This window comes from Bacillus sp. FSL L8-0654, assembly GCF_038629965.1.
GTDB lineage: Bacteria > Bacillota > Bacilli > Bacillales > Bacillaceae > Bacillus > Bacillus safensis.
This window is the reverse complement of sequence record NZ_CP152026.1, coordinates 3,528,607-3,547,725: the sequence shown is the minus strand read 5'-3', so window position 1 is coordinate 3,547,725 and position 19,119 is coordinate 3,528,607. Positions and strand designations below refer to the sequence as shown.

General features: G+C 42.1%; 21 protein-coding genes. 16 read left to right on the top strand and 5 right to left on the bottom strand.

What is annotated here, in order from left to right:
- Window positions 1-103 precede the first annotated feature (103 nt).
- Entirely contained in the window at window positions 104-961 is an 858-nt protein-coding gene (locus MHH65_RS18350; RefSeq protein WP_024427535.1) for a MurR/RpiR family transcriptional regulator, read from the bottom strand.
- A gap of 161 nt (window positions 962-1,122) precedes the next feature.
- On the opposite strand from MHH65_RS18350, the gene MHH65_RS18345 reads away from it, so the two are divergent.
- A complete protein-coding gene (locus MHH65_RS18345; RefSeq protein WP_025093777.1) occupies window positions 1,123-1,800 on the top strand; it encodes a DUF3298 and DUF4163 domain-containing protein in 678 nt (225 codons plus the stop codon).
- 83 nt (window positions 1,801-1,883) lie between these two features.
- Here MHH65_RS18345 and MHH65_RS18340 read toward each other — a convergent pair whose 3' ends face one another.
- Both MHH65_RS18340 and pepT read right to left on the bottom strand, forming a co-directional pair.
- Entirely contained in the window at window positions 1,884-2,063 is a 180-nt protein-coding gene (locus tag MHH65_RS18340; RefSeq protein WP_008345664.1) for a hypothetical protein, read from the bottom strand.
- Window positions 2,064-2,352: 289 nt separating this feature from the next.
- Entirely contained in the window at window positions 2,353-3,585 is a 1,233-nt protein-coding gene (gene pepT, locus MHH65_RS18335) for a peptidase T (RefSeq protein ID WP_098677089.1), read from the bottom strand.
- A gap of 226 nt (window positions 3,586-3,811) precedes the next feature.
- On the opposite strand from pepT, the gene MHH65_RS18330 reads away from it, so the two are divergent.
- The 5 genes from MHH65_RS18330 (at window position 3,812) to MHH65_RS18310 (ending at window position 7,220) form a co-directional block, all read left to right on the top strand.
- Entirely contained in the window at window positions 3,812-4,135 is a 324-nt protein-coding gene (locus MHH65_RS18330) for a WXG100 family type VII secretion target (RefSeq protein WP_024427532.1), read from the top strand.
- A 4-nt stretch (window positions 4,136-4,139) separates the two neighbouring features.
- A complete protein-coding gene (locus MHH65_RS18325; protein ID WP_098677197.1) occupies window positions 4,140-5,336 on the top strand; it encodes a glycine zipper domain-containing protein in 1,197 nt (398 codons plus the stop codon).
- A gap of 12 nt (window positions 5,337-5,348) precedes the next feature.
- Window positions 5,349-6,107, top strand: a complete 759-nt coding sequence (locus MHH65_RS18320; RefSeq protein WP_098677090.1) for a hypothetical protein — start codon at window positions 5,349-5,351, stop codon at window positions 6,105-6,107.
- Window positions 6,108-6,128: 21 nt separating this feature from the next.
- Window positions 6,129-6,656 carry a YfjD family protein gene (locus MHH65_RS18315; protein WP_024427529.1) on the top strand — a complete coding sequence of 176 codons (528 nt, stop codon included), beginning with the start codon at window positions 6,129-6,131 and terminating at the stop codon, window positions 6,654-6,656.
- A gap of 99 nt (window positions 6,657-6,755) precedes the next feature.
- Window positions 6,756-7,220, top strand: coding sequence for a helix-turn-helix transcriptional regulator (locus MHH65_RS18310; protein ID WP_024423909.1), 465 nt, complete (start codon window positions 6,756-6,758; stop codon window positions 7,218-7,220).
- A gap of 54 nt (window positions 7,221-7,274) precedes the next feature.
- Here MHH65_RS18310 and MHH65_RS18305 read toward each other — a convergent pair whose 3' ends face one another.
- Window positions 7,275-7,622 carry a helix-turn-helix transcriptional regulator gene (locus MHH65_RS18305; RefSeq protein ID WP_024427528.1) on the bottom strand — a complete coding sequence of 116 codons (348 nt, stop codon included), beginning with the start codon at window positions 7,620-7,622 and terminating at the stop codon, window positions 7,275-7,277.
- A 205-nt stretch (window positions 7,623-7,827) separates the two neighbouring features.
- Between MHH65_RS18305 and MHH65_RS18300 the strand changes: the two genes are divergently transcribed.
- From MHH65_RS18300 to MHH65_RS18275, 6 genes are all read left to right on the top strand, one after another.
- The gene (locus MHH65_RS18300) at window positions 7,828-8,817 is read left to right on the top strand and encodes an asparaginase (RefSeq protein WP_024427527.1); all 990 of its coding nucleotides are present in this window, start codon (window positions 7,828-7,830) and stop codon (window positions 8,815-8,817) included.
- Between the two features lie 28 nt (window positions 8,818-8,845).
- A complete protein-coding gene (gene aspA, locus MHH65_RS18295) occupies window positions 8,846-10,267 on the top strand; it encodes an aspartate ammonia-lyase (RefSeq protein WP_024423908.1) in 1,422 nt (473 codons plus the stop codon).
- Window positions 10,268-10,410: 143 nt separating this feature from the next.
- Window positions 10,411-11,817 carry a Na+/H+ antiporter NhaC gene (nhaC, locus tag MHH65_RS18290; protein ID WP_034281362.1) on the top strand — a complete coding sequence of 469 codons (1,407 nt, stop codon included), beginning with the start codon at window positions 10,411-10,413 and terminating at the stop codon, window positions 11,815-11,817.
- 295 nt (window positions 11,818-12,112) lie between these two features.
- Complete coding sequence (locus MHH65_RS18285) at window positions 12,113-12,538, top strand: DUF5082 family protein (RefSeq protein ID WP_098677091.1); 426 nt, start codon at window positions 12,113-12,115, stop codon at window positions 12,536-12,538.
- A gap of 37 nt (window positions 12,539-12,575) precedes the next feature.
- Window positions 12,576-12,839, top strand: a complete 264-nt coding sequence (locus MHH65_RS18280) for a YwqI/YxiC family protein (protein WP_024423905.1) — start codon at window positions 12,576-12,578, stop codon at window positions 12,837-12,839.
- Between the two features lie 287 nt (window positions 12,840-13,126).
- Window positions 13,127-13,552, top strand: coding sequence for a DUF5082 family protein (locus MHH65_RS18275; protein WP_041087582.1), 426 nt, complete (start codon window positions 13,127-13,129; stop codon window positions 13,550-13,552).
- A 48-nt stretch (window positions 13,553-13,600) separates the two neighbouring features.
- On the opposite strand, the gene MHH65_RS18270 is transcribed toward MHH65_RS18275, so the two are convergent.
- Window positions 13,601-13,804 (bottom strand): hypothetical protein, encoded by a 204-nt coding sequence (locus MHH65_RS18270; RefSeq protein ID WP_024427523.1) that lies wholly within the window; start codon window positions 13,802-13,804, stop codon window positions 13,601-13,603.
- A gap of 141 nt (window positions 13,805-13,945) precedes the next feature.
- Between MHH65_RS18270 and MHH65_RS18265 the strand changes: the two genes are divergently transcribed.
- The 4 genes from MHH65_RS18265 to MHH65_RS18250 all read left to right on the top strand — a co-directional run bounded on the left by MHH65_RS18265 (window position 13,946) and on the right by MHH65_RS18250 (window position 19,104).
- A complete protein-coding gene (locus tag MHH65_RS18265) occupies window positions 13,946-15,904 on the top strand; it encodes a BglG family transcription antiterminator (protein ID WP_268413314.1) in 1,959 nt (652 codons plus the stop codon).
- Window positions 15,905-15,993: 89 nt separating this feature from the next.
- Entirely contained in the window at window positions 15,994-17,304 is a 1,311-nt protein-coding gene (locus tag MHH65_RS18260) for a PTS transporter subunit EIIC (protein WP_024423901.1), read from the top strand.
- A gap of 30 nt (window positions 17,305-17,334) precedes the next feature.
- The gene (locus tag MHH65_RS18255) at window positions 17,335-18,768 is read left to right on the top strand and encodes a glycoside hydrolase family 1 protein (protein WP_098677093.1); all 1,434 of its coding nucleotides are present in this window, start codon (window positions 17,335-17,337) and stop codon (window positions 18,766-18,768) included.
- 12 nt (window positions 18,769-18,780) lie between these two features.
- Entirely contained in the window at window positions 18,781-19,104 is a 324-nt protein-coding gene (locus MHH65_RS18250) for a PTS sugar transporter subunit IIB (protein WP_024427519.1), read from the top strand.
- The last annotated feature ends 15 nt before the right edge of the window (window positions 19,105-19,119 follow it).

Here is a 19,119-nt window from a genome sequence, read left to right as displayed (position 1 = left end):
AAACTATTGTTCATTTAATGTACATGACGTGATAGGAACGTGTCAACGGAAAATATGAAAAAAGTCACAAAAAAAGACCGGAATCAGCTCCGGTCTTTTGTGTTTATGTTTTATTTTTAGCTACGGCTAAACGAGATCGTTTCACGTTTTCAATGGCATTTGATCCTAGCTCTAAAACAGCGGTGACGTATAGTACATCAATGATCACAAGCTGGTTGATACGGGAGATCATGGAGTCTGATCGATAGGTTGTCTCTCTTGAAGAGCTAAGCAGATGAAAGTCAGACCGCTTTGCGAGCTCAGATTTCGGATAGCTGGTGATAGAAGCAACCTTTGCCCCTTTTTCTTTTGCAAACTGTACGGCGTCAAGAATTTCTCTGCTCTCTCCTGAATGGGAGATTGCGACGATAAAATCGTGTTCCGTGGCGTGTGTGGCAATCATATTCATCATATGCGGATCACTGCATAGGCTCACTTCAAAACCAAGCTGCAGGAACTTATGATAAGCATCCCCAGCAATAAAGCTGGACGCGCCTGCTCCAAAAAAGACGGTTTTATGTGCCTGTTTCATGTGTTCAATGAATTGTGTGACGGCATGATCTTCTAAAATATGCTTCATATCTTGTATAGAGTTTGTTGTTAACTCTATGACCTTATGTTTAATATCAGCTACACTATCGGTTGCCTCGATCTCACCGTATATGGATTGAGGTGTATTGGTCGCGATATCCTGTGCGACATGGACACGAAACACTTGATACGATTCATAGCCAATTTTTCTTAGAAACCGAAAGATCGTCGTTTCACTTGTGCTGCATTCAGCAGCGAGTGCACTTATAGAATGAAGCACAACTTTCTGAGGGTTTTGTAAAATGTAATTGGCAATCTTTTTCTGGGTTGGGGACAAACTATGAAAAGTTGTCCGAATGTGACTAAAAATATTCTCTTCTATGATAAACACCACACTTCATCTAGCATTCTACATTAAGCATACAGGAACTTATGAAAACGGTAAACAAACCCGATGTGGAAAAATGAAGAATAATATGGAAAAAATACTTCTTTTGGTTCTTTTGTCATGGTATACTCATTTGGTAATAGACAAAAATGGGGGTTTTTACTATGACAATGAAAAAAGGCCTAACGATCAGCCTGCTCATTTTCTCACTGATTGTTTCCTTGTTTGCGCCAGTTGGATCTGCTGATGCCAAACAAGCAAAAAAAGCAAAAGTAAGCACACACTATTATAAGAAGAAAAAAACGTTCAAATATGCACAGGTGAAAAATCTAAGCAAGACGCATATGAAAACCATCAATCGTGATTTAAAAGAAGATATCGCCTTCTCTTATTCTACTTACTTGTACTTAAAGGACGAAGCGAAAAAGGAAGGCTACGGGAAGGTCACGTATGAGAGAACGTATAAAACGAAATTTAACAATGGTAAGAAACTGAGTATCTTAAACTATGATTACATGTATAACGGTGGAGCGCACGGAGACACGATGGTTTCCAGCATGAACTATGTGTTAACAAAGAAAAAAACAAAGCAGCTGTTCTTGACAGACGTTGTGAAAACAAAGAAAAAGCGTACGAAAGTAAGAGATTATATTTATAACTACACAAAGAAGCATAAAAGCAAATTCTACGCGAACCTGAAAAAAAGCGACATTGAAATCAACTACAACACGCAGTATTACTTCACGAAAAAGGGAATTGCTGTTGTCTTCCAGCCATATGAAATTTCACCTTACTATGTTGGAATTCCTATGATTCAAGTGCCTGCGAAGGTATATAAATAAAAAGAAAAACGACCAGATTCAATGGTCGTTTTTTGCTGTTTATTCAACAAAAAGAGCCCCTCATGAGGCTCTTTTATTTGGATTTATACTTGTTTAGGTGCATCGTTTAGTGGGTGACGGCGTTTTCCGTTGTAGTGGCGGCGCATACGAAAGATTTCAAACTCCGAAAGCTCTGCGCTTTTTCTTTTTTGGGTGCGGTTATCTTTTTTGAAAGAGAATAGTAAGTAGCAGCAAAGTGAAGCGATAATCAATAAAATCATCATATGACATTCCTCCAATTCATCCTATTCTTTAAGTGTAGACAGGGTGAGTGATGTTTATAACTGAAAATAAGCAGCAGAGTTGGTTTAGTTCTTAAGGTTCATTCGATCTGCTATTTTAGGTCTAAAATACTGGTTGTTTTTAACTATTATATTTCCAGTTATTTCACTCGTCAAGAAGAATTTTTTCTGGGGTTGTCTCTATTAGTACGAATAAGTGTCATAAAAGTTTCAGAAAATTGTAAACTTTTATTAAAAAACCGTTCCCGAACAGGAACGGTTGTAAACATGTTTATGCTTTTTCTTCAAATAAACGGGCAATTTCAACGATAACCTCGGTTGCTTTCACCATGTTTTCAACGGAAATAAATTCATATTTACCGTGGAAGTTTTCCCCGCCAGTAAAGATGTTTGGCGTTGGGAGACCTTTATATGAAAGCTGGGAGCCGTCTGTGCCGCCGCGAATTGGTTCAATGACCGGTGTTACTGAGCGATTTTCCATGGCTTCATGAGCAATGTCCACAATATGTTTCACCGGCTCAATTTTTTCTCTCATATTATAATATTGATCCTGAATGCTGAGGGTGATGCTGTTTTCTCCGTAGGTGGCTTTTAAGTCATTTGCTATTTTTTCAAACAGTGCCTTGCGCTTGTTGAATTTCTCTTTATCAAAATCACGGATAATATATTGCAGCTCAGCCTCTTCTACTTCCCCTACAAATTTCGTCAGGTGGAAAAAGCCTTCGTAGCCTTCTGTATATTCTGGAGATTCGTCAGAAGGCAGTTTGTTGTGAAAGAGCATCCCAATTTTCGCAGCGCTGACCATTTTGTCCTTTGCTGTTCCTGGGTGGACGTTGTTTCCTTTAATGGATACTTTCGCGCCTGCTGCGTTGAAGCTTTCATATTGCAGCTCGCCAAGCGGTCCGCCGTCAATTGTGTACGCATAGGAAGCGCCAAAGGCATCAACATCAAACTTGTGCGGCCCTCTGCCAATCTCTTCATCTGGCGTAAAAGCGACGCGGATTTTTCCATGCTTGATTTCTGGGTGTTCGATGAGGTAATGCATTGCTGTCATAATTTCTGCGATACCAGCTTTGTTATCTGCACCAAGCAGGGTTGTGCCATCTGTTGTAATCAGCGTATGTGCTTGGTACTTTTGTAAATTTGGAAACTGTTGTGGAGATAAAACGATATGTAGATCTTCATTTAAGGTAATGTCGCCGCCTTGATAGTTCTCATGGAGCTGTGGTTTTACATTTTTGCCGGTGAAGTCAGTGGCTGTGTCGATATGAGCCAAAAAGCCAATGGTCGGCACGTCTTTGTCTGTGTTAGATGGAATTGTTCCCATGACATAGCCGTTTTCATCCATAGTCACTTCTTGAATCCCGATGGATTTCATCTCTTCGACAAGCTGTCTCGCCAGGTTCAATTGTCCTTCAGTAGATGGGCAGCTTTCCTTTTCTGCATCTGACTGCGTATCTACCTTCACATAACTTGTGAAACGCTGAATCATTTCCTCTTTCATCTATACGTCACTCCTTTTGTAGTATACGTCCATTTTATCACGTCTTGAATGCGCTTCATAACAAGAAAGGCTTTCTCTGGCAATTAGAGAGGAAAAAGGCCTACTTTCATTAGGTAATGTGCTGAATGGTTCTTTAGGGTGATTTTTTTGGGTGTCTTTTTATTTATAATGAGGACATATAAAATCATCCATTTGTACGTTAAATTGGGAGAAAGGGGTGCGAAAGTTGGATTCTAGTCAAACGCTGGCACTCGCTCAAAAGTTTCAGGAAGCGGCTGATGAGATTCGGCAGTCCAAGCAGCTGCTGGAAAATCGGCTGAAGGCAGTAGGATCAGGCTGGCAGGGAGAAGCAAGGGATAAATTTGATCAAAGCTTTGAAGAAACAACGGCACGCTACGATCAATTTGAAAAAGATTTGCTTGAAACAAGTCAGGAACTGCGGGATGCAGCGGTCAAAATTGAGGAGCGTAAAGCTGAAATTGCCAGAATGGAAGAGCTTGAGCGAAAGAGACGAGAAGAACGGAGAGAAAGAAACCGAGAAGGGAGATGATGTGATGGCACGTGACATTGTGGTTGATCCAGATCAGCTGACTGGGCTGGCGAATGATTTTGTAGGTGAGCTGTCAGCCATTGAAACGAAGCACCGCGATTTACATAGTGAACTGGACGGGCTGATTTTAGGCTGCGATCCTCGGTATAGAAGCTGTTTTTCTGGTGTCGGGGATGCATGGGGAGCAGGACAGGCATTAATCAGCAAATTGAGCAGTGATGATATTGCCATTCGACATGCAACCGATAAAATGGTCGAAGCAGATGATATATTGCGGAAATTGTACAGTATCTATGATCAATATGGTACACTCACGAGCTTAGCTGGTATCGTGATGATGCAGGCGAAATATTACGGGCTTGGGATGACGACTTTCATTAAAGAGAATGGCCGATATGCAGCGCAGCATTCAAAACTGCTGCTTGATCTGACCAGCCGGGTAGAAGGAACGAGATTTGACCGGTTAGCAAGGATTTGGCTGAGTAAAAAAGAATTATTAAAACGATCGAACTGGCCGATGGCTGACTTGGTCCATAAGAAATTCACAAAATTTTATCCTGACGATACAGTTGCGTTCACAAACAGTGTTCGTGATTTTACAAAAGGAAGTATTAATTGGAAGGACACGGCTGCGATTAAGTCTGTTCTGAAAAATGGTGCAAGATTTGCGAAAGGAAATGCCATTATTGCAACAGTTGTCACTGGTGCAACAGAAACGGTTGGCTGTGGATTGAAAATTGCCGAGAACTATGCAGAATTCGGTGATCAGCCAGAAGTTCTTAAGCGTGAAAATGCAAAGGCTGTTGGAAATGCAGTGAACAATACGGTCTTTATCGCTGGCGGTTCTGTCGCAGGTGCCGTTGTCGGCGGTGCTCTTGGCAGCTTTGCAGGTCCGATTGGAACCGTTGTTGGGGGAGCCATTGGTTCAGCTGTAGGTGGATTTATTGGAGAAAAAGTCGCCAAGCTGACATCCGGTTTTGCTGAACAGATGGCAGTGAAATTAAAGGACCCGATTCATGCAGTCGTGGATAAAGGGAAAAAAGCATTCGAACTGGCGGGTCAAGGTGTGAAAGCAGTGAATGATACCATTGATCAGGCAAATCAGGTGATACATAAAGGGATAGAAAAAACAAAAGAAACCGCAGAATCGCTCATAAAGGGTGCAGGCGATTTCTTTAAGGGTGCATTTTCTTTTGGATAAGGAGAGATCAAGTTGGATCAGCTAAGTCTAAGTATTGAGGAACTCATCTTTAGTTTTTACAGTGAAGGCTATTTTGAACAAGGCATGTCCTTAAAGGAGGCCTATTATCCTGAAGTAGAGGACGAGCGCCTTGGGTTTTTATTTGAAATTGCGTGCCGCTCTTTGCTTGCAAAAGGTGTACTGGAATTTCGAAACAGACAATACCGTTATAAAGCGGAATACCGTCATTTCATCCAGGCGATGAATGATGCCTCTCACACGATCAAGGCATCTAAATTTGGAGACACAGATGAAGAAGTCAGCACCTCTTTTCACACAACACGGGCGGGTGTATATGCGCATCATACGCTTTATGATCAACAAGTACATCAGATTCGCAAACTGGACGGCGATCAGCAGGCAGAGGAGCAAGTGACAGCCTTTTTCAACCTACAGATGAATGATCACCCTGAACCTGTCATCAGCCTGCAGGCAGATGAATTTGAAATGCTATTAGAACAGGCAAGCGAAGCGAAAAGTGAGTGGCCATCCTTTCTGAATAAAGCGGAGAATCAAGAGCTCGTGAAGGCATTTGTTTCTGATGTGCAGACGAGAAAAGGAAAGATGGACTCTCTCATGAAGGTCGTCTATGACAAAAATAATACGCCTGATGTGGAGTCCATGATATTTGTGATTCCAGGTGAGAACCAATCGTGGCTTGTATCAGGAATAAAAGAAAATCAATTTCGCATTGAGACGGCTCATCAAGACGGGATACGTTCTATATTCTAATGGAGAAAAGGAGAATGACGCTTGAATCCAAGTGAAGTAATAGAAGTAAGGAGCAGACCTTTTTTAAGAGTATGGGCATTCTTAGCAACGGGCGGCTTCGGTATTATCGGTATTTGGTTATTTTCAGAAGCTCTTACATTTGAATCGAACTATACATTGTTTTTATTTTTAGGCGGACTATTAGGTATTGTTTATGGCTGGATCTCCTTTTTGATGATTTTGCCTGCTTTTACGAAGAGGGGAAATGTGATTTTTCGCATTCAGCGCGGAGAGAATGGCGCTGTGCTGCACCGGGAGCGAACGATCTCTTTTCAAGATATTCAATCAATTGACATGCGCAGGCATCGTTACAGTATAAGAGGATTTCTTTTCATGGATGTGCTCATTCGGAAAGTAGATGGGAAATTGATCAAAATTCCAGCGTACAGCATTTTAGATGAAGAAGTATTTGAGCAGACCGTCAAACAGGAGATCTATCCATATTTACATCAGACAGCCCAAGAAAATTGGAGACAGCAGCATGGCCAAGGAGAAGAGAAGACCGACTAAGCTGTTTTTGTCAGAATTCTATAGGATGAGGCGCCACTTTTTCGATGAAATCGTGTATGATGTCAGTAAAGACTGAACACTCGAAAGAGGCGATGAGAGATGGATAAAGAGATGGTAATCGACCTCGTCACAGAACAAATGGCACGGATTCGAAAAGAAAAGGATTATACGCAGGATCGTATGGCGGAGGTACTTGGTCTATCGAAACGGCATCTACAGCAGGTTGAAAAAAACAGGCTGCGTCTCAACTGGACGCAATCCGCGGCCGTATGTGCATTATTCAGAGATAGTGACATTTTGAAAGGAACCCTAGGGGATGACCCGCTCGAGATTTTGGAAGTTGTGGCACATGATGAATTACATCTATCAGTAGAGCGTACGATTGGCGGCAAGGTTTGGTGGAGGACGTCTGTCAAAAAAGGCACGTTTCGCCTTCAGCAAAATGTACTTAGTCAGCATTACCGCATCTTAGATGAGGAGAATTATCGCTATTATAGTTCGTTTAATAAAGAAGAAGCGAAGCGGCGGCTAGAGGAATTAAGCCAGCTGTCTTCTCCATATTGAGATTGGAAAAGGAAAGAGAGGCACCTGTTTATAAGGTGCCTCTCTTTTCTGTGTTTATACTTTTAGAGTGTTTTTCGCCCGAATAAAGGCAACAAGCTGTTTGATTTCTTCATCATTTAGGGGAACGCCGTCTACATAAATGGTTCCTTCTTTTGCTTCCGTCAGTTCAATTTTGATATCAGAGATTTTGCGTTGTATCTCTGGCTCGTCCGTTCTACCAAGTAAAAAATCAATGGACGTATCATACAAATCAGCCAGCAGCTTCACTGCTTCAAGCGAAGGTCGTCGGTACCCAGATTCGTAACCGGCATAGGTGCTTTTGGCGATACCTAGGCGATCTGCCGTATGCTGGAGAGACCATTTTTTCTTTTTTCTAAGGGTGGTTAAACGATCGAGTATCATACATGAACGCTCCTTTATTTACAACAACAGTATATCATATTTTGACATAGAATGTACGCGTTATGCGTAACAATTTCTTGATTAATTCGCGTTATGTGACTATAATGGCAATGAAGGTACGCGTAAAGCGTATATTATAGAATAGCACAAGCTAGCTTATAATATGTGTGACAAACGAAGTAATTTTACGAAAGAGGTGGACCTGTTGAAGAAATTATTGCTTTTAACGACTGGTGGGACGATTGCATCTGTAGAGAGTGAAAATGGTTTAGCTCCAGGTGTTAAAGCTGAGGATCTTTTGAGCTATTTAAACGAAATTAATGCAGAATATACAATGGACACAAAGTCCCTAATGAGTATAGATAGTACAAATATGCAGCCTGAATACTGGGTTGATATCGCAACAGCCATTTATGAGAATTATGATCAGTATGACGGGTTTGTCGTTACTCACGGAACCGATACAATGGCCTATACATCAGCAGCGCTGTCTTATATGCTGCAAAATCCTGATAAGCCGATCGTGATTACAGGTTCACAAATTCCGATTACTTTTAAGAAAACAGATGCGAAGAAAAACATCACAGATGCCATTCGCTTTGCATGTGACGGTGTTGGCGGCGTGTATGTCGTGTTTGATGGCAGGGTCATCCAAGGAACACGTGCGATCAAACTAAGAACGAAAAGCTACGATGCATTTGAAAGCATTAACTACCCATATATTGCATCAATTGAAAACCATCAAATTGAATACAATAGCAAAGTAAAAAGAACACCAATGAAACCGCTTAAATTAGATGCATCTTTGAACACAGATGTGTGTCTGTTAAAATTGCACCCAGGCCTGAAGCCTGAGTTTTTAGATGCAGTCAAAAGCATGTACAAAGGCGTTGTCATTGAAAGCTACGGCAGCGGCGGAATTCCTTTCGAAGGAAGAAACCTCTTAGAAAAGATCAACGAATTGCTGGAAGAAGGCATTTCTGTTGTCATCACCACTCAGTGTCTGGAAGAAGGAGAAGACATGAGTGTGTATGAGGTAGGACGCAAGATCAATCAAGAATTGGTGGCACGTTCAAGAAATATGAATACAGAAGCTATCGTGCCGAAACTGATGTGGGCACTAGGCAAAACAACAGATCCAAGAGAAGTCAAAAAGATTATGGAAACGCCAATCGCAGAAGATTTAGTGATTTAACTATTCTATAGAAAGCAGGTCATAAGAGATGGTTCAAGCAACTTATCGCTATGAGAAGGATTTTCTTGGTGAAAAAGAAATTCCAGCAGACGTGTATTATGGGGTTCAAACCCTCCGTGCAAAAGAGAATTTCCCGATTACAGGATATCGGATGCACGAGGAACTAATTAGAGCCTTTGCCATCGTGAAAAAAGCAGCAGCTCAAGCCAATATGGAAGTTGGACGTTTATATGAGGGAATCGGAAATGCCATCGTTCAAGCGTCTGATGAAGTCATTGAAGGCAAGCTGCACGAGTACTTTATTGTCGATCCAATTCAAGGCGGCGCAGGAACGTCCATGAATATGAATGCCAATGAAGTGATTGGAAACAGAGCGCTAGAAATCATGGGACATCAAAAGGGTGAATACATCCATTTAAGCCCAAACACACATGTGAACATGTCGCAATCAACGAATGACTCATTCCCAACGGCGATCCACATTGCTGTGCTCAAGCAGTTAGACATTCTGCTTGAAACGATGCAAGTCATGCAGGACGTCTTTCAAAAGAAAGCGAAAGAATTCGATCATGTGATCAAAATGGGACGTACGCACCTTCAAGATGCTGTTCCAATCCGTTTGGGACAGGAATTTGAAGCTTACAGCCGTGTGCTGAGCCGTGATATTAAGCGGATCAACCAATCAAAACAGCATTTATATGAAGTCAATATGGGTGCAACAGCTGTTGGGACAGGCTTAAACGCAGATCCTCGTTATATTGAGATCGTGGTGAAGAAGCTCGCTGATATATCTGGTCTTCCTCTTGTAGGCGCAGAGCATCTCGTGGATGCAACGCAAAATACAGATGCTTACACAGAAGTATCCGCCGCTTTAAAAGTATGCATGATGAACATGTCTAAGATTGCCAATGACCTCCGCTTAATGGCATCTGGTCCGCGCGCAGGTCTTGCTGAAATCGCATTGCCGGCCCGCCAGCCTGGATCATCCATCATGCCTGGGAAAGTCAATCCAGTCATGGCAGAGCTCATTAACCAAATCGCATTCCAAGTCATTGGGAACGACCACACGATCTGTCTTGCTTCTGAAGCAGGCCAGCTTGAGTTAAATGTGATGGAGCCTGTTCTGGTCTTTAACTTGCTTCAATCTATTAGTATAATGAATAACGGATTCCGCTCATTCACAGATCATTGCTTAGCGGACATTGAAGCAAATGAAATACGTTTGAAAGAATATGTAGAAAAAAGTGCAGGCGTGATCACTGCCGTGAACCCTCACTTAGGCTATGAAGCAGCCGCTAGAATTGCAAGAGAAGCCATTTTAACAGGACAATCGATCAGAGATCTTTGCTTGCAGTACGATGTTTTAACGGAAGAAGAACTTGATATTATCTTAAATCCATTTGAGATGACAAAGCCTGGTATTGCGGGTGCAGAGCTCCTAGAGCGATAATAATATCAAAAATTTTATTTTATTAATATGTGGAATTGCCTGTGAAAAAGAGAAAAACAGGCAATTCACTTTCTTTCGAATTGACACACTTTTTTCACAATATTTTGAAAACGCTTAACGCACGCACAAAGGGAGGAAACACAATGAAATCACCACGTCTACCATCTATTTTAGAAGTCGTAGCTGTACTTGGCTTGTTTTTAGCGATTGTTTTATCATTTACTCTTTACTTCAAATTAGATATTCAGCTAGCATTGTTTATCTCATGGTTTATGGTTATTGCTTTAGGTATTCGATTGGGGCATTCATACAAAGATCTTCAAAATGCCATTACAAAAGGGATATCGAATGGTTTAGAGGCTGTTTTGATTTTAATTGCTGTAGGTGCACTTGTTGGAACATGGATTGCCGGTGGAGTGGTACCCACATTAATTTATTATGGACTGGAATTTATTCATCCTAATATTTTCTTACTAGCTACACTGATTATCTGTTCCATTATGTCTGTTGCTACAGGAACATCATGGGGGACAGTTGGAACCGCAGGTATTGCCATGATTGCGATTGGTGAAGGTTTGGGAATTCCATTACCTATCGTGGCTGGAGCTGTTTTATCTGGAGCTTATTTTGGCGATAAGTTATCTCCTTTATCTGATAGTACTGTGCTTGCTTCCTCACTTTCAAAAGTGGACGTGCTCGCACATGTTAGAGCAATGATGGTCTTATCCATACCTGCATTTGTCATAACTGCTATTATGTTTACAATTACCGGGTTTATGTATGGCGGAAAAAATATTGATCAAGGAAAAGTAGAGTTTTTGAAACAAGCACTGCAAGATACATTCACGATTAATATTTGGATGATCATTCCGGCGCTTATTGTTGTGCTATTACTTGTCTTGAAAAAGCCTTCAATGCCTGTTATTGCGATTGGTGCGCTTCTTGGCGCAGTTTGGGCAATGGCATTCCAAGGAATGAATCCAGCCGATGCACTTGGTACAGCTTATAATGGTTTCTCTATTAATTCAGATGTAGAATTCTTAAATACATTGTTAAACCGCGGTGGTATCGTTAATATGTTAGGGTCTCTAGTGGTGATTATCCTGGGGCTTGGTTTCGGTGGAGTACTAGAATATTTAGGCGTATTAAAAGTCATCGTCGCGACATTTGAGAAAAAATTACATAATGCAGGGAATGTAACGCTATCTACACTCGTTGTTGCGTTCTTCGCCAATATCTTTGGCTGTGCGATGTATGTATCGTTAATCCTTACACCGAAAATTATGGAAAAGAGCTACGATAAATTAAAGCTAGACAGACGAGTTTTATCCAGAAACTCTGAGGTCGGTGGTACGCTTACGTCTGGTATGGTCCCTTGGTCAGATAACGGTATTTACATGGCAGGAATTCTCGGCGTATCGACATTCTCTTATTTACCATTTATGTGGTTGAGTTTTGTTGCCATTGGTCTTGCAATCATTTACGGATATACAGGTAAATTCATTTGGTACGTGAAAGATCAACAAGAAAGAGAAGAATCGGCCTCATAAGCCGTTTGCAAAAGCCGCTCCTGAACGGGGCGGCTTTGTTTGTCCTAGGACCGTGAGACTATATGTGACATATAGCAAACGAACAGGAGTTTAGACCTCCTATAAATGAGGTCGAAAGGGATGGTGTGAAGCAGAATGAAAGCATATTTATCCCATAAAAAGGGCACAAATCCCTATTCAAACATGAGTCTTTGAACCTTATAATAACAATATTGGAAAAAGTGCTATTCACCTTGCGCTCGTTTAGAGAGACTCTAAGCAGCGTTTTTATTTTTTGACAGGAGGAGGAACCCATATGAGCTTATCGGATATGCTGTCTGCCCTTAACGGTGGCATTTCAAATAAAAAAGCAGAAATTGAAGAGAAAATCGCTCGGCTCAAAAAGGCGAAAAGCAAGGTTGAACGTGAACAAGATGCGGCAGAAACAGATTTAAAGCAAATCAAGCAGCCAAAGCTTGGGACCTCTTGGAAAGGTGAGCGAAGCCAGGATTTCAACACAGACCGAAATGAAGCACATGATGCGCTGCAAACGATCGTGAACGATCAATACCCACGCTACGTGAGCCGTATCGAATTCAAAATCAGTACATTAGAAGCAGAACAAACTGCTTTATCCTTTGCCAGTTCCTTAGCTGGAGACGCCGCACGTCTTGCTGAAAAAGGAGAAGACGCAGTAGAGGACGCAAAACGCTTGATCTCAAAAGCATGGAGCAGCTTGTAAACGAGTTTCATGCTGAACAAATCTGGAGGATATCACAATGGGACAAATTAAGTTAAACTACCAAACAGTTATGGATAAACTAGATGAAGTCTCCCAAGCCGTCGAAGCTTTAGCGATGAAAAAAGCAGCAGATAAAGCGGGTGAAAACAGCCTTGAATTTGTAACCAAGTGGACGGCACGTGAAGCAGAAGTGAGCGAAATGGTCTCAAGCTTTAAAGAAGCCTTAATTAAAAATGTTCAGGATACACGCTCTAACGTGAAAACATTAAAAGAACAAGACGAAGCGATTGCTGCAAAATAATCAGCACAATCGCTTTTATTTATGGGTACCATTGACATAATGCGATTGTGGTATTAAAGTCTCATATAAAATTCAGGGTGTAAGACCTTGTATTATTCCGTTTTTCTTCCAAACGCGTCGCTAAAAGGACACCTTTTCCCTATTTAAGCCTGAGGCTTTTCGCCTTATACTATACTTAATGAAAGCAGAACGATAGAAATGTCAGGATTGGAAAAATCAAGTGAGTCGATGGTTTCCAAAGGCGCTCACGCCGTGCTTTCGTATGAGGTCAGATAGAGGTGGATGACATGAGTTTATCCGAGATGCTGCACCATCTGCATATGGGAATTGAGAACAAACGTGCAGAATTTGACGAAATGATCTCTCGGTTAAAGACAGCCAAAAGTAATATTCGAACAGAACAAGATCTTGCCCAGTCAGATATCAAAGAAATCAAGAAGCCTGCACTAGATTCGTCATGGAAAGGCGAGAGAGGAACCGACTTTCATCGCCACCGGAAAGACGCTTACAGCGTGATGCACGACATCGTCAACAATGAATATGAAAAATATATAACAGAGATTGATCAAAAAATCTTACACTTTGAATTGAAAAAAATGGAGCTGGCTGTTGCCAGTAATTTTGCAGGAAGAGCTCAGGACGTGATGGAAAAGGGCGAGGATTTTGCAAAGGATGTTAAACATTTGATTGAACGGGGCTGGAAAGCTCTTTAAAACCATAAACGAAACAGCCGTCTCTTAAAAGGGCGGCTGTTTTTTTGTTTAGTCACATCCACCACCGCCGCTGTCACCTGAATCACTCCCACAGGAGGCTTCAGAAGCGTGATGGGTATACGAATCAGTATAAGTGCTCGTCGTTGAGCTATGATGTGCAGAACGCTTAGCAGATGCACGTTTATCATTTGATGCGAACAAGCTGGCAATGATGGCTCCTAAAAAAGCTAATATGATAATGACAACAAACATAAAAGCATCCCTCCTCTAGTTTCATATTCATACGAATGAGCCATATCTAGGTTCCCGATTTGAAAGAAATACTGGGCAAAGAGTTCTATTTTCGTTTATGATGATAGGCAAAAGTAAATAAATGCCAAGGGAGGAGAGCCCATGCTATCTCTACGTCAGGAGGAGCTTCTGAAACGATTGATGCAAGCGGAGCAGGAACTGACAAGTGAAGAAATTGCACGTGTGATCGGAGTCACATCACGAACCATCCGCACAGATATGAAAGCGCTTAAAGTGATCTTAGAAGAACATGGTGCCGCACTGCATATTAAACGGGGGGCAGGGTATACATTGAGCGTTAAAGATTATGGAGCATTTCGTACATTTTTGAAAACCTCACTGAGAGAAAGGAATGAGAAAAAGGAACCGTCCATTCCCAATCAGCCTGAGGACCGTGTGGCTTATCTATTAAAAAGGCTGCTTCTGTCAGAAGACTATATCAAATTAGAGGGATTGGCAGAGGAATTATTTGTGAGTGAATCTACAGTGAAAAATGATTTGAAAGCTGTCAGGCACTTGTTTTCATTGCATGGACTTTCTATATCGCACCGGCCTAAATATGGCCTTCGTCTGACAGGCGATGAAATGAAATTAAGATATTGTATGGCAGAGCATGTGTTTCAGCAGGAGCATGCGAATGCTGCACTGTTACCTGAAGAAACGTATCAATTGATTCAGGACATCGTGCGTTCACGTACAAAAGCTACCGGACTTCATCTATCAGAAATCGGTTTAAGTAATTTAGTGACCCACATTGCCATCGCATGCAAACGAATTGAAGAAAAAAAGCTGGTCAAGATGCCAGAAGCGGAATTGAAAGAAATTCAAGTGCAGCCAGTTTTTCAGGTAGCTCAACAAATGGCAGAAGATATTCGCCGCGTATTAGCGATTGATTTTCCGTTATCTGAAATGGCGTACATTGCGATTCACTTAATGGGAGCAAAGATGATGGCATATGGAGAGGCTGGCCATACGCTATTTCATCTGCTGGACGAAGACCATTTTCGTTTCACTCACCAATTGCTTGCTTATGTAGAAGAGCACATGTCACTTGATATTCAGTTTGATAAGGAGCTGATCGTTGGTTTAAGTCTTCATTTGCGTTCTGCTATTCATCGCTTTAGATACGATATGAACATCCGAAATCCTTATTTACCAGACATTAAAAGGCATTATCCCATTGCGTTTGAGGCGGGTGTTTATATGGGCAGATGGCTGAAGGAAAAAGAGGGTGTTGAAATTCCTGAGGATGAAATCGGATATTTGGCGCTTCATATTGGGGCTGCAATCGAGCGGACAAAATCACAGCATGTAAGAAAGACATGTCTTATTGTGTGTGCGACGGGTGTCGCCAGCAGCCAGCTTCTTCTTCATAAACTCACGGCAGCTTTTAACGGAAGGCTGGAGATCGCTGGAACTGCAAGTGTCGGGGAACTTCCTTTGTATGATTTAAGAAGCATTGATTTTATTATTAGTACCATTCCGCTTCAAAATACATTGCCGGTGCCAGTCATTGATGTACATACGATTCTAAGTGACGATGATATTGTGCGGCTGAAACGATTTGTGCAAAATTCACAGGATACAGGAGTTTTGCGGTATGTGAGTCCGGCGCTGACATTTTTTCAGCAAGATCTCCATTCAAGGGAAGAGGTTCTTCAATTTTTTGTGAACGTGCTAAAGGAGCAGCATCGAATCCCAGACGAGTTTGAACAATTATTGCTAGAAAGAGAGCAAGTATCACCCACATCTTTCGGTCATTTGGTTGCGATTCCTCATCCAATTAAACCGGCAACAGATGACACGTTTTGTGCGATCTGTACGTTGAAAAAGCCGGTACTGTGGGGAGAAGATCGAGTACAAGTCGTATGCTTGTTAAGCATCCAGAAGACGTATCAAAAAGAATTACAGTCGCTTTATCAATTTCTTGTGCGGCTGACAGAACGGAAGGAAGTGGTGGAACAACTCATCAAAGCTGCTTCATTTGAAGAACTGACAGCTGCGCTTCAAGTATTGGAGCATTCAAATGAAAAAACGCGGCACCCATTTCCGCATCTGTGAGGAAAAAGATTAGATGTTAATGAAAGCGCTTTTAAAATATCATCAAAAAGGAGGATGATCACGAGTTTTTGCAAAGGGGGAGACGGATCATGAGCTTCAAGGAGAAAGCGGCAGATGTCATGGGGCATGTGGCTTATCGCATCACCAACCAGAAATATATTATGGCGATTAAACAGGCATTTGTCACACTGATGCCGATCATCATTACAGGAGCTTTTGCTGTACTGGTGGCGAATATGATCATGAGCCCGGAGACAGGGCTTGCTCATTTTGAGATATTCAGGTTTTTAGCAGAGCTTCAGCCTATTATGAAGGCAATCAATTATGCCACGCTGAACTTTTTAACCATTGGGGCTGTGTTCCTCATTGGGATTGAGCTTGGGAAAATCAACGGTCACAAGTCTCTGTTCCCAGGATTGATGGCATTGATTTCATTTATATCTGTTATTCCAACGACACTTCTTCTTGAAGTCGATGGATCGATGCGTGAGGTTGTTGACGTGTTGGCAAGACAATTTTCTGATCCAAAAAGCTTATTTTTAGGGATGATCATTGCGATCGTATCTGTGGAGATTTTTTGTAAGCTGACCGAGGTGAAATGGCTGCAAATCAAGATGCCGGATTCGGTTCCGTCGAATGTGGCAACATCATTTTCGTCACTTTTCCCATCGATCATTACAATTACAATCATTAGTTCATTCGGATTTGCATTTCATCGTGTGACAGGCATTTATTTGCATGAAGCAGTGTATAACGTGGTGCAGCGTCCGTTAGAAAGTGTTGTACAGGGGCTGCCTGGGATTTTAACGTTGATGTTTGTGGCGCAATTTTTCTGGGTGATCGGCATCCATGGCAACCAGATGATTAAGCCGATCCGGGAGCCGCTCTTATTAGGATCGATTGCAGTGAATATGACAGCATTTCAAGAGGGAAAAGAGATACCGAATATCATCACGATGCCGTTTTGGGATGTGTATATGAGCATCGGTGGTTCAGGTGTGACCATTGGTCTTTTGGTTGCGATTTTTATTGCTGGGAGAAGGGAAGAGATGCGAAGCATTGCCAAGCTCTCATCAGGACCCGGACTGTTCAACATCAATGAACCCGTTATTTTTGGATTACCTGTCATGCTAAACCCTGTGATGGCGATTCCATTTATCGTCACACCGCTTGTGACAGGTACGATTGGTTATATTGCGACGGCTACAGGATTCGCTGGAAAAGCGGTCGTGATGGTGCCATGGACGACACCGCCGCTTGTGAATGCATGGCTGTCCACCGCTGGCAGTATGGGAGCTGTCATCACACAGCTTATCTGTATTGTGGTTGCTGTTTTCATCTATTTACCGTTTGTTCTCTTGTCTAACCGCAAGCCAGAAGCAGCACCAGATTCAGAATAAACATTCAGACGAAAAAAGGGAGGCGGCGACATGAACAGAATTGAGATTCCAAGTGATTTTATCCTAGGTGCTGCGGCTTCTGCTTGGCAGACCGAGGGATGGAAGGGAAAGCGGGCGCACCAGGACTCGTATATCGACTTATGGTATAAGGAAGGATATCACGTGTGGCACGAAGGCTATGGTCCTGCTGGTGCGACAAACTTTTACGAGCGCTACCCTGAAGATGTAGCCTTAATGAAAGAGATTGGGCTGACACATTACAGGACATCGATCAATTGGTCGAGGTTTCTCATAGATTACGAGAATGGGATAGTGGATGAGGCCTATGCTCGTTACATTGATGATCTGATCAATGAATTAATCGCAGCAGGTGTAGAACCAATGTTTTGCTTAGAGCACTATGAACTTCCTGCCGTTTTGCTTGAGAAGTACGGCGGATGGTCATCAAAGCATGTTGTCGAGCTGTTTGTACTTTATGCAGAAAAGGTGTTTGAGCGCTATGGAGACCGGGTCAAGCATTGGTTTAGTTTTAATGAACCGATTGTTGTCCAGACACGTGTTTATCTAGATGCCATCCGATATCCGTTTGAGCAAAATACGAAGAAATGGATGCAGTGGAACTATCATAAAGCTCTGGCAACAGCAAAAGTGGTGAAGCTGTTTCAGGAGATGGGGTTGAAGGAATCGGCAGGAGCCAAAATCGGCGTGATTCTCAATCCAGAAGTGACGTATGCAAGATCGTCTGCCCCGCATGACGAAGAAGCGGCACGTATGTATGACTTGTTTTTTAATCGAATGTTCTTAGATCCTTCCATCAAAGGGGAGTATCCAGAGGAACTGATCGATGTGTTGAAAAAGCATGATATTCTTTTCGATTCTACAGAGGAAGAGCTTCAGATCATCAAGAATCATACGGTGGATGTCGTTGGGCTTAACTTGTACTATCCGCATCGTGTCAAGGCACCGAGTAAGGCTTGGAACGAAGGAACACCTTTTCATCCATCCTATTATTACGATATGTTTGAGCTTCCAGGGAGAAAAATGAATCCTTTCAGAGGCTGGGAAATCTACCCGAAGATTGTCTATGATATGGGGATGAGAATAAAAGAAGAATACGGAAATATTGAGTGGTTTGTGGCCGAAAATGGCATGGGTGTCGAAAAGGAAGAACGGTTTAAAACAGAAGACGGTATCATTGATGATCAGTATCGCATTTCATTTATCAGCCAGCATTTGAAGCGGGCACTTCAAGCGAAAGCAGAAGGATCAAATTGCACAGGCTATATGCTTTGGGCATTTACAGACAATGTCTCACCGATGAATGCCTTTAAAAACCGCTACGGATTAGTCGAAATCCAGCTGGAGAATGAACGAAATCGTCAGCTGAAAGCATCTGCGTATTGGTATCAGACATTAATCAAAACTAGGGAACTGACAGTTGAAACAGAAGTCATTTATCAATAGGAGTGATGAGAAATGAAACGAATCATTCTCGCTTGTGCAGCAGGAATGTCAACGTCCATTGTGGTGTCCAAAATGAAGGCTGCCGCAGAAGCTAAAGGACTGGATTACTATATTTATGCTATACCTGAAGGAGCCATTGCGGATGAACTAGAAGAGCATGGAGAGGATGTACAGGCGATTTTACTTGGACCGCAAGTTAGTTTTATGAAAAAAGCAGCAGAAAAAACAGCGGCACCCTATCAAATCCCCGTCGATGTCGTCAATGTGAGATTATACGGAACAGCAAACGGAGAAAAAATTCTAGAGCATGCACTGACACTAGCAAATGAATCTTGAATAATTGGAGGAGAA

Coding starts and splice junctions, on each gene's coding strand:
- MHH65_RS18345 (WP_025093777.1), top strand. CDS start 1,123: ATGACAATGAAAAAAGGCCTAACGATCAGCCTGCTCATTTTCTCACTG.
- MHH65_RS18340 (WP_008345664.1), bottom strand. CDS start 2,063: ATGATGATTTTATTGATTATCGCTTCACTTTGCTGCTACTTACTATTC.
- pepT (WP_098677089.1), bottom strand. CDS start 3,585: ATGAAAGAGGAAATGATTCAGCGTTTCACAAGTTATGTGAAGGTAGAT.
- MHH65_RS18325 (WP_098677197.1), top strand. CDS start 4,140: ATGGCACGTGACATTGTGGTTGATCCAGATCAGCTGACTGGGCTGGCG.
- MHH65_RS18310 (WP_024423909.1), top strand. CDS start 6,756: ATGGATAAAGAGATGGTAATCGACCTCGTCACAGAACAAATGGCACGG.
- MHH65_RS18305 (WP_024427528.1), bottom strand. CDS start 7,622: ATGATACTCGATCGTTTAACCACCCTTAGAAAAAAGAAAAAATGGTCT.
- aspA (WP_024423908.1), top strand. CDS start 8,846: ATGGTTCAAGCAACTTATCGCTATGAGAAGGATTTTCTTGGTGAAAAA.
- nhaC (WP_034281362.1), top strand. CDS start 10,411: ATGAAATCACCACGTCTACCATCTATTTTAGAAGTCGTAGCTGTACTT.
- MHH65_RS18285 (WP_098677091.1), top strand. CDS start 12,113: ATGAGCTTATCGGATATGCTGTCTGCCCTTAACGGTGGCATTTCAAAT.
- MHH65_RS18280 (WP_024423905.1), top strand. CDS start 12,576: ATGGGACAAATTAAGTTAAACTACCAAACAGTTATGGATAAACTAGAT.
- MHH65_RS18275 (WP_041087582.1), top strand. CDS start 13,127: ATGAGTTTATCCGAGATGCTGCACCATCTGCATATGGGAATTGAGAAC.
- MHH65_RS18270 (WP_024427523.1), bottom strand. CDS start 13,804: ATGTTTGTTGTCATTATCATATTAGCTTTTTTAGGAGCCATCATTGCC.
- MHH65_RS18265 (WP_268413314.1), top strand. CDS start 13,946: ATGCTATCTCTACGTCAGGAGGAGCTTCTGAAACGATTGATGCAAGCG.
- MHH65_RS18260 (WP_024423901.1), top strand. CDS start 15,994: ATGAGCTTCAAGGAGAAAGCGGCAGATGTCATGGGGCATGTGGCTTAT.
- MHH65_RS18255 (WP_098677093.1), top strand. CDS start 17,335: ATGAACAGAATTGAGATTCCAAGTGATTTTATCCTAGGTGCTGCGGCT.
- MHH65_RS18250 (WP_024427519.1), top strand. CDS start 18,781: ATGAAACGAATCATTCTCGCTTGTGCAGCAGGAATGTCAACGTCCATT.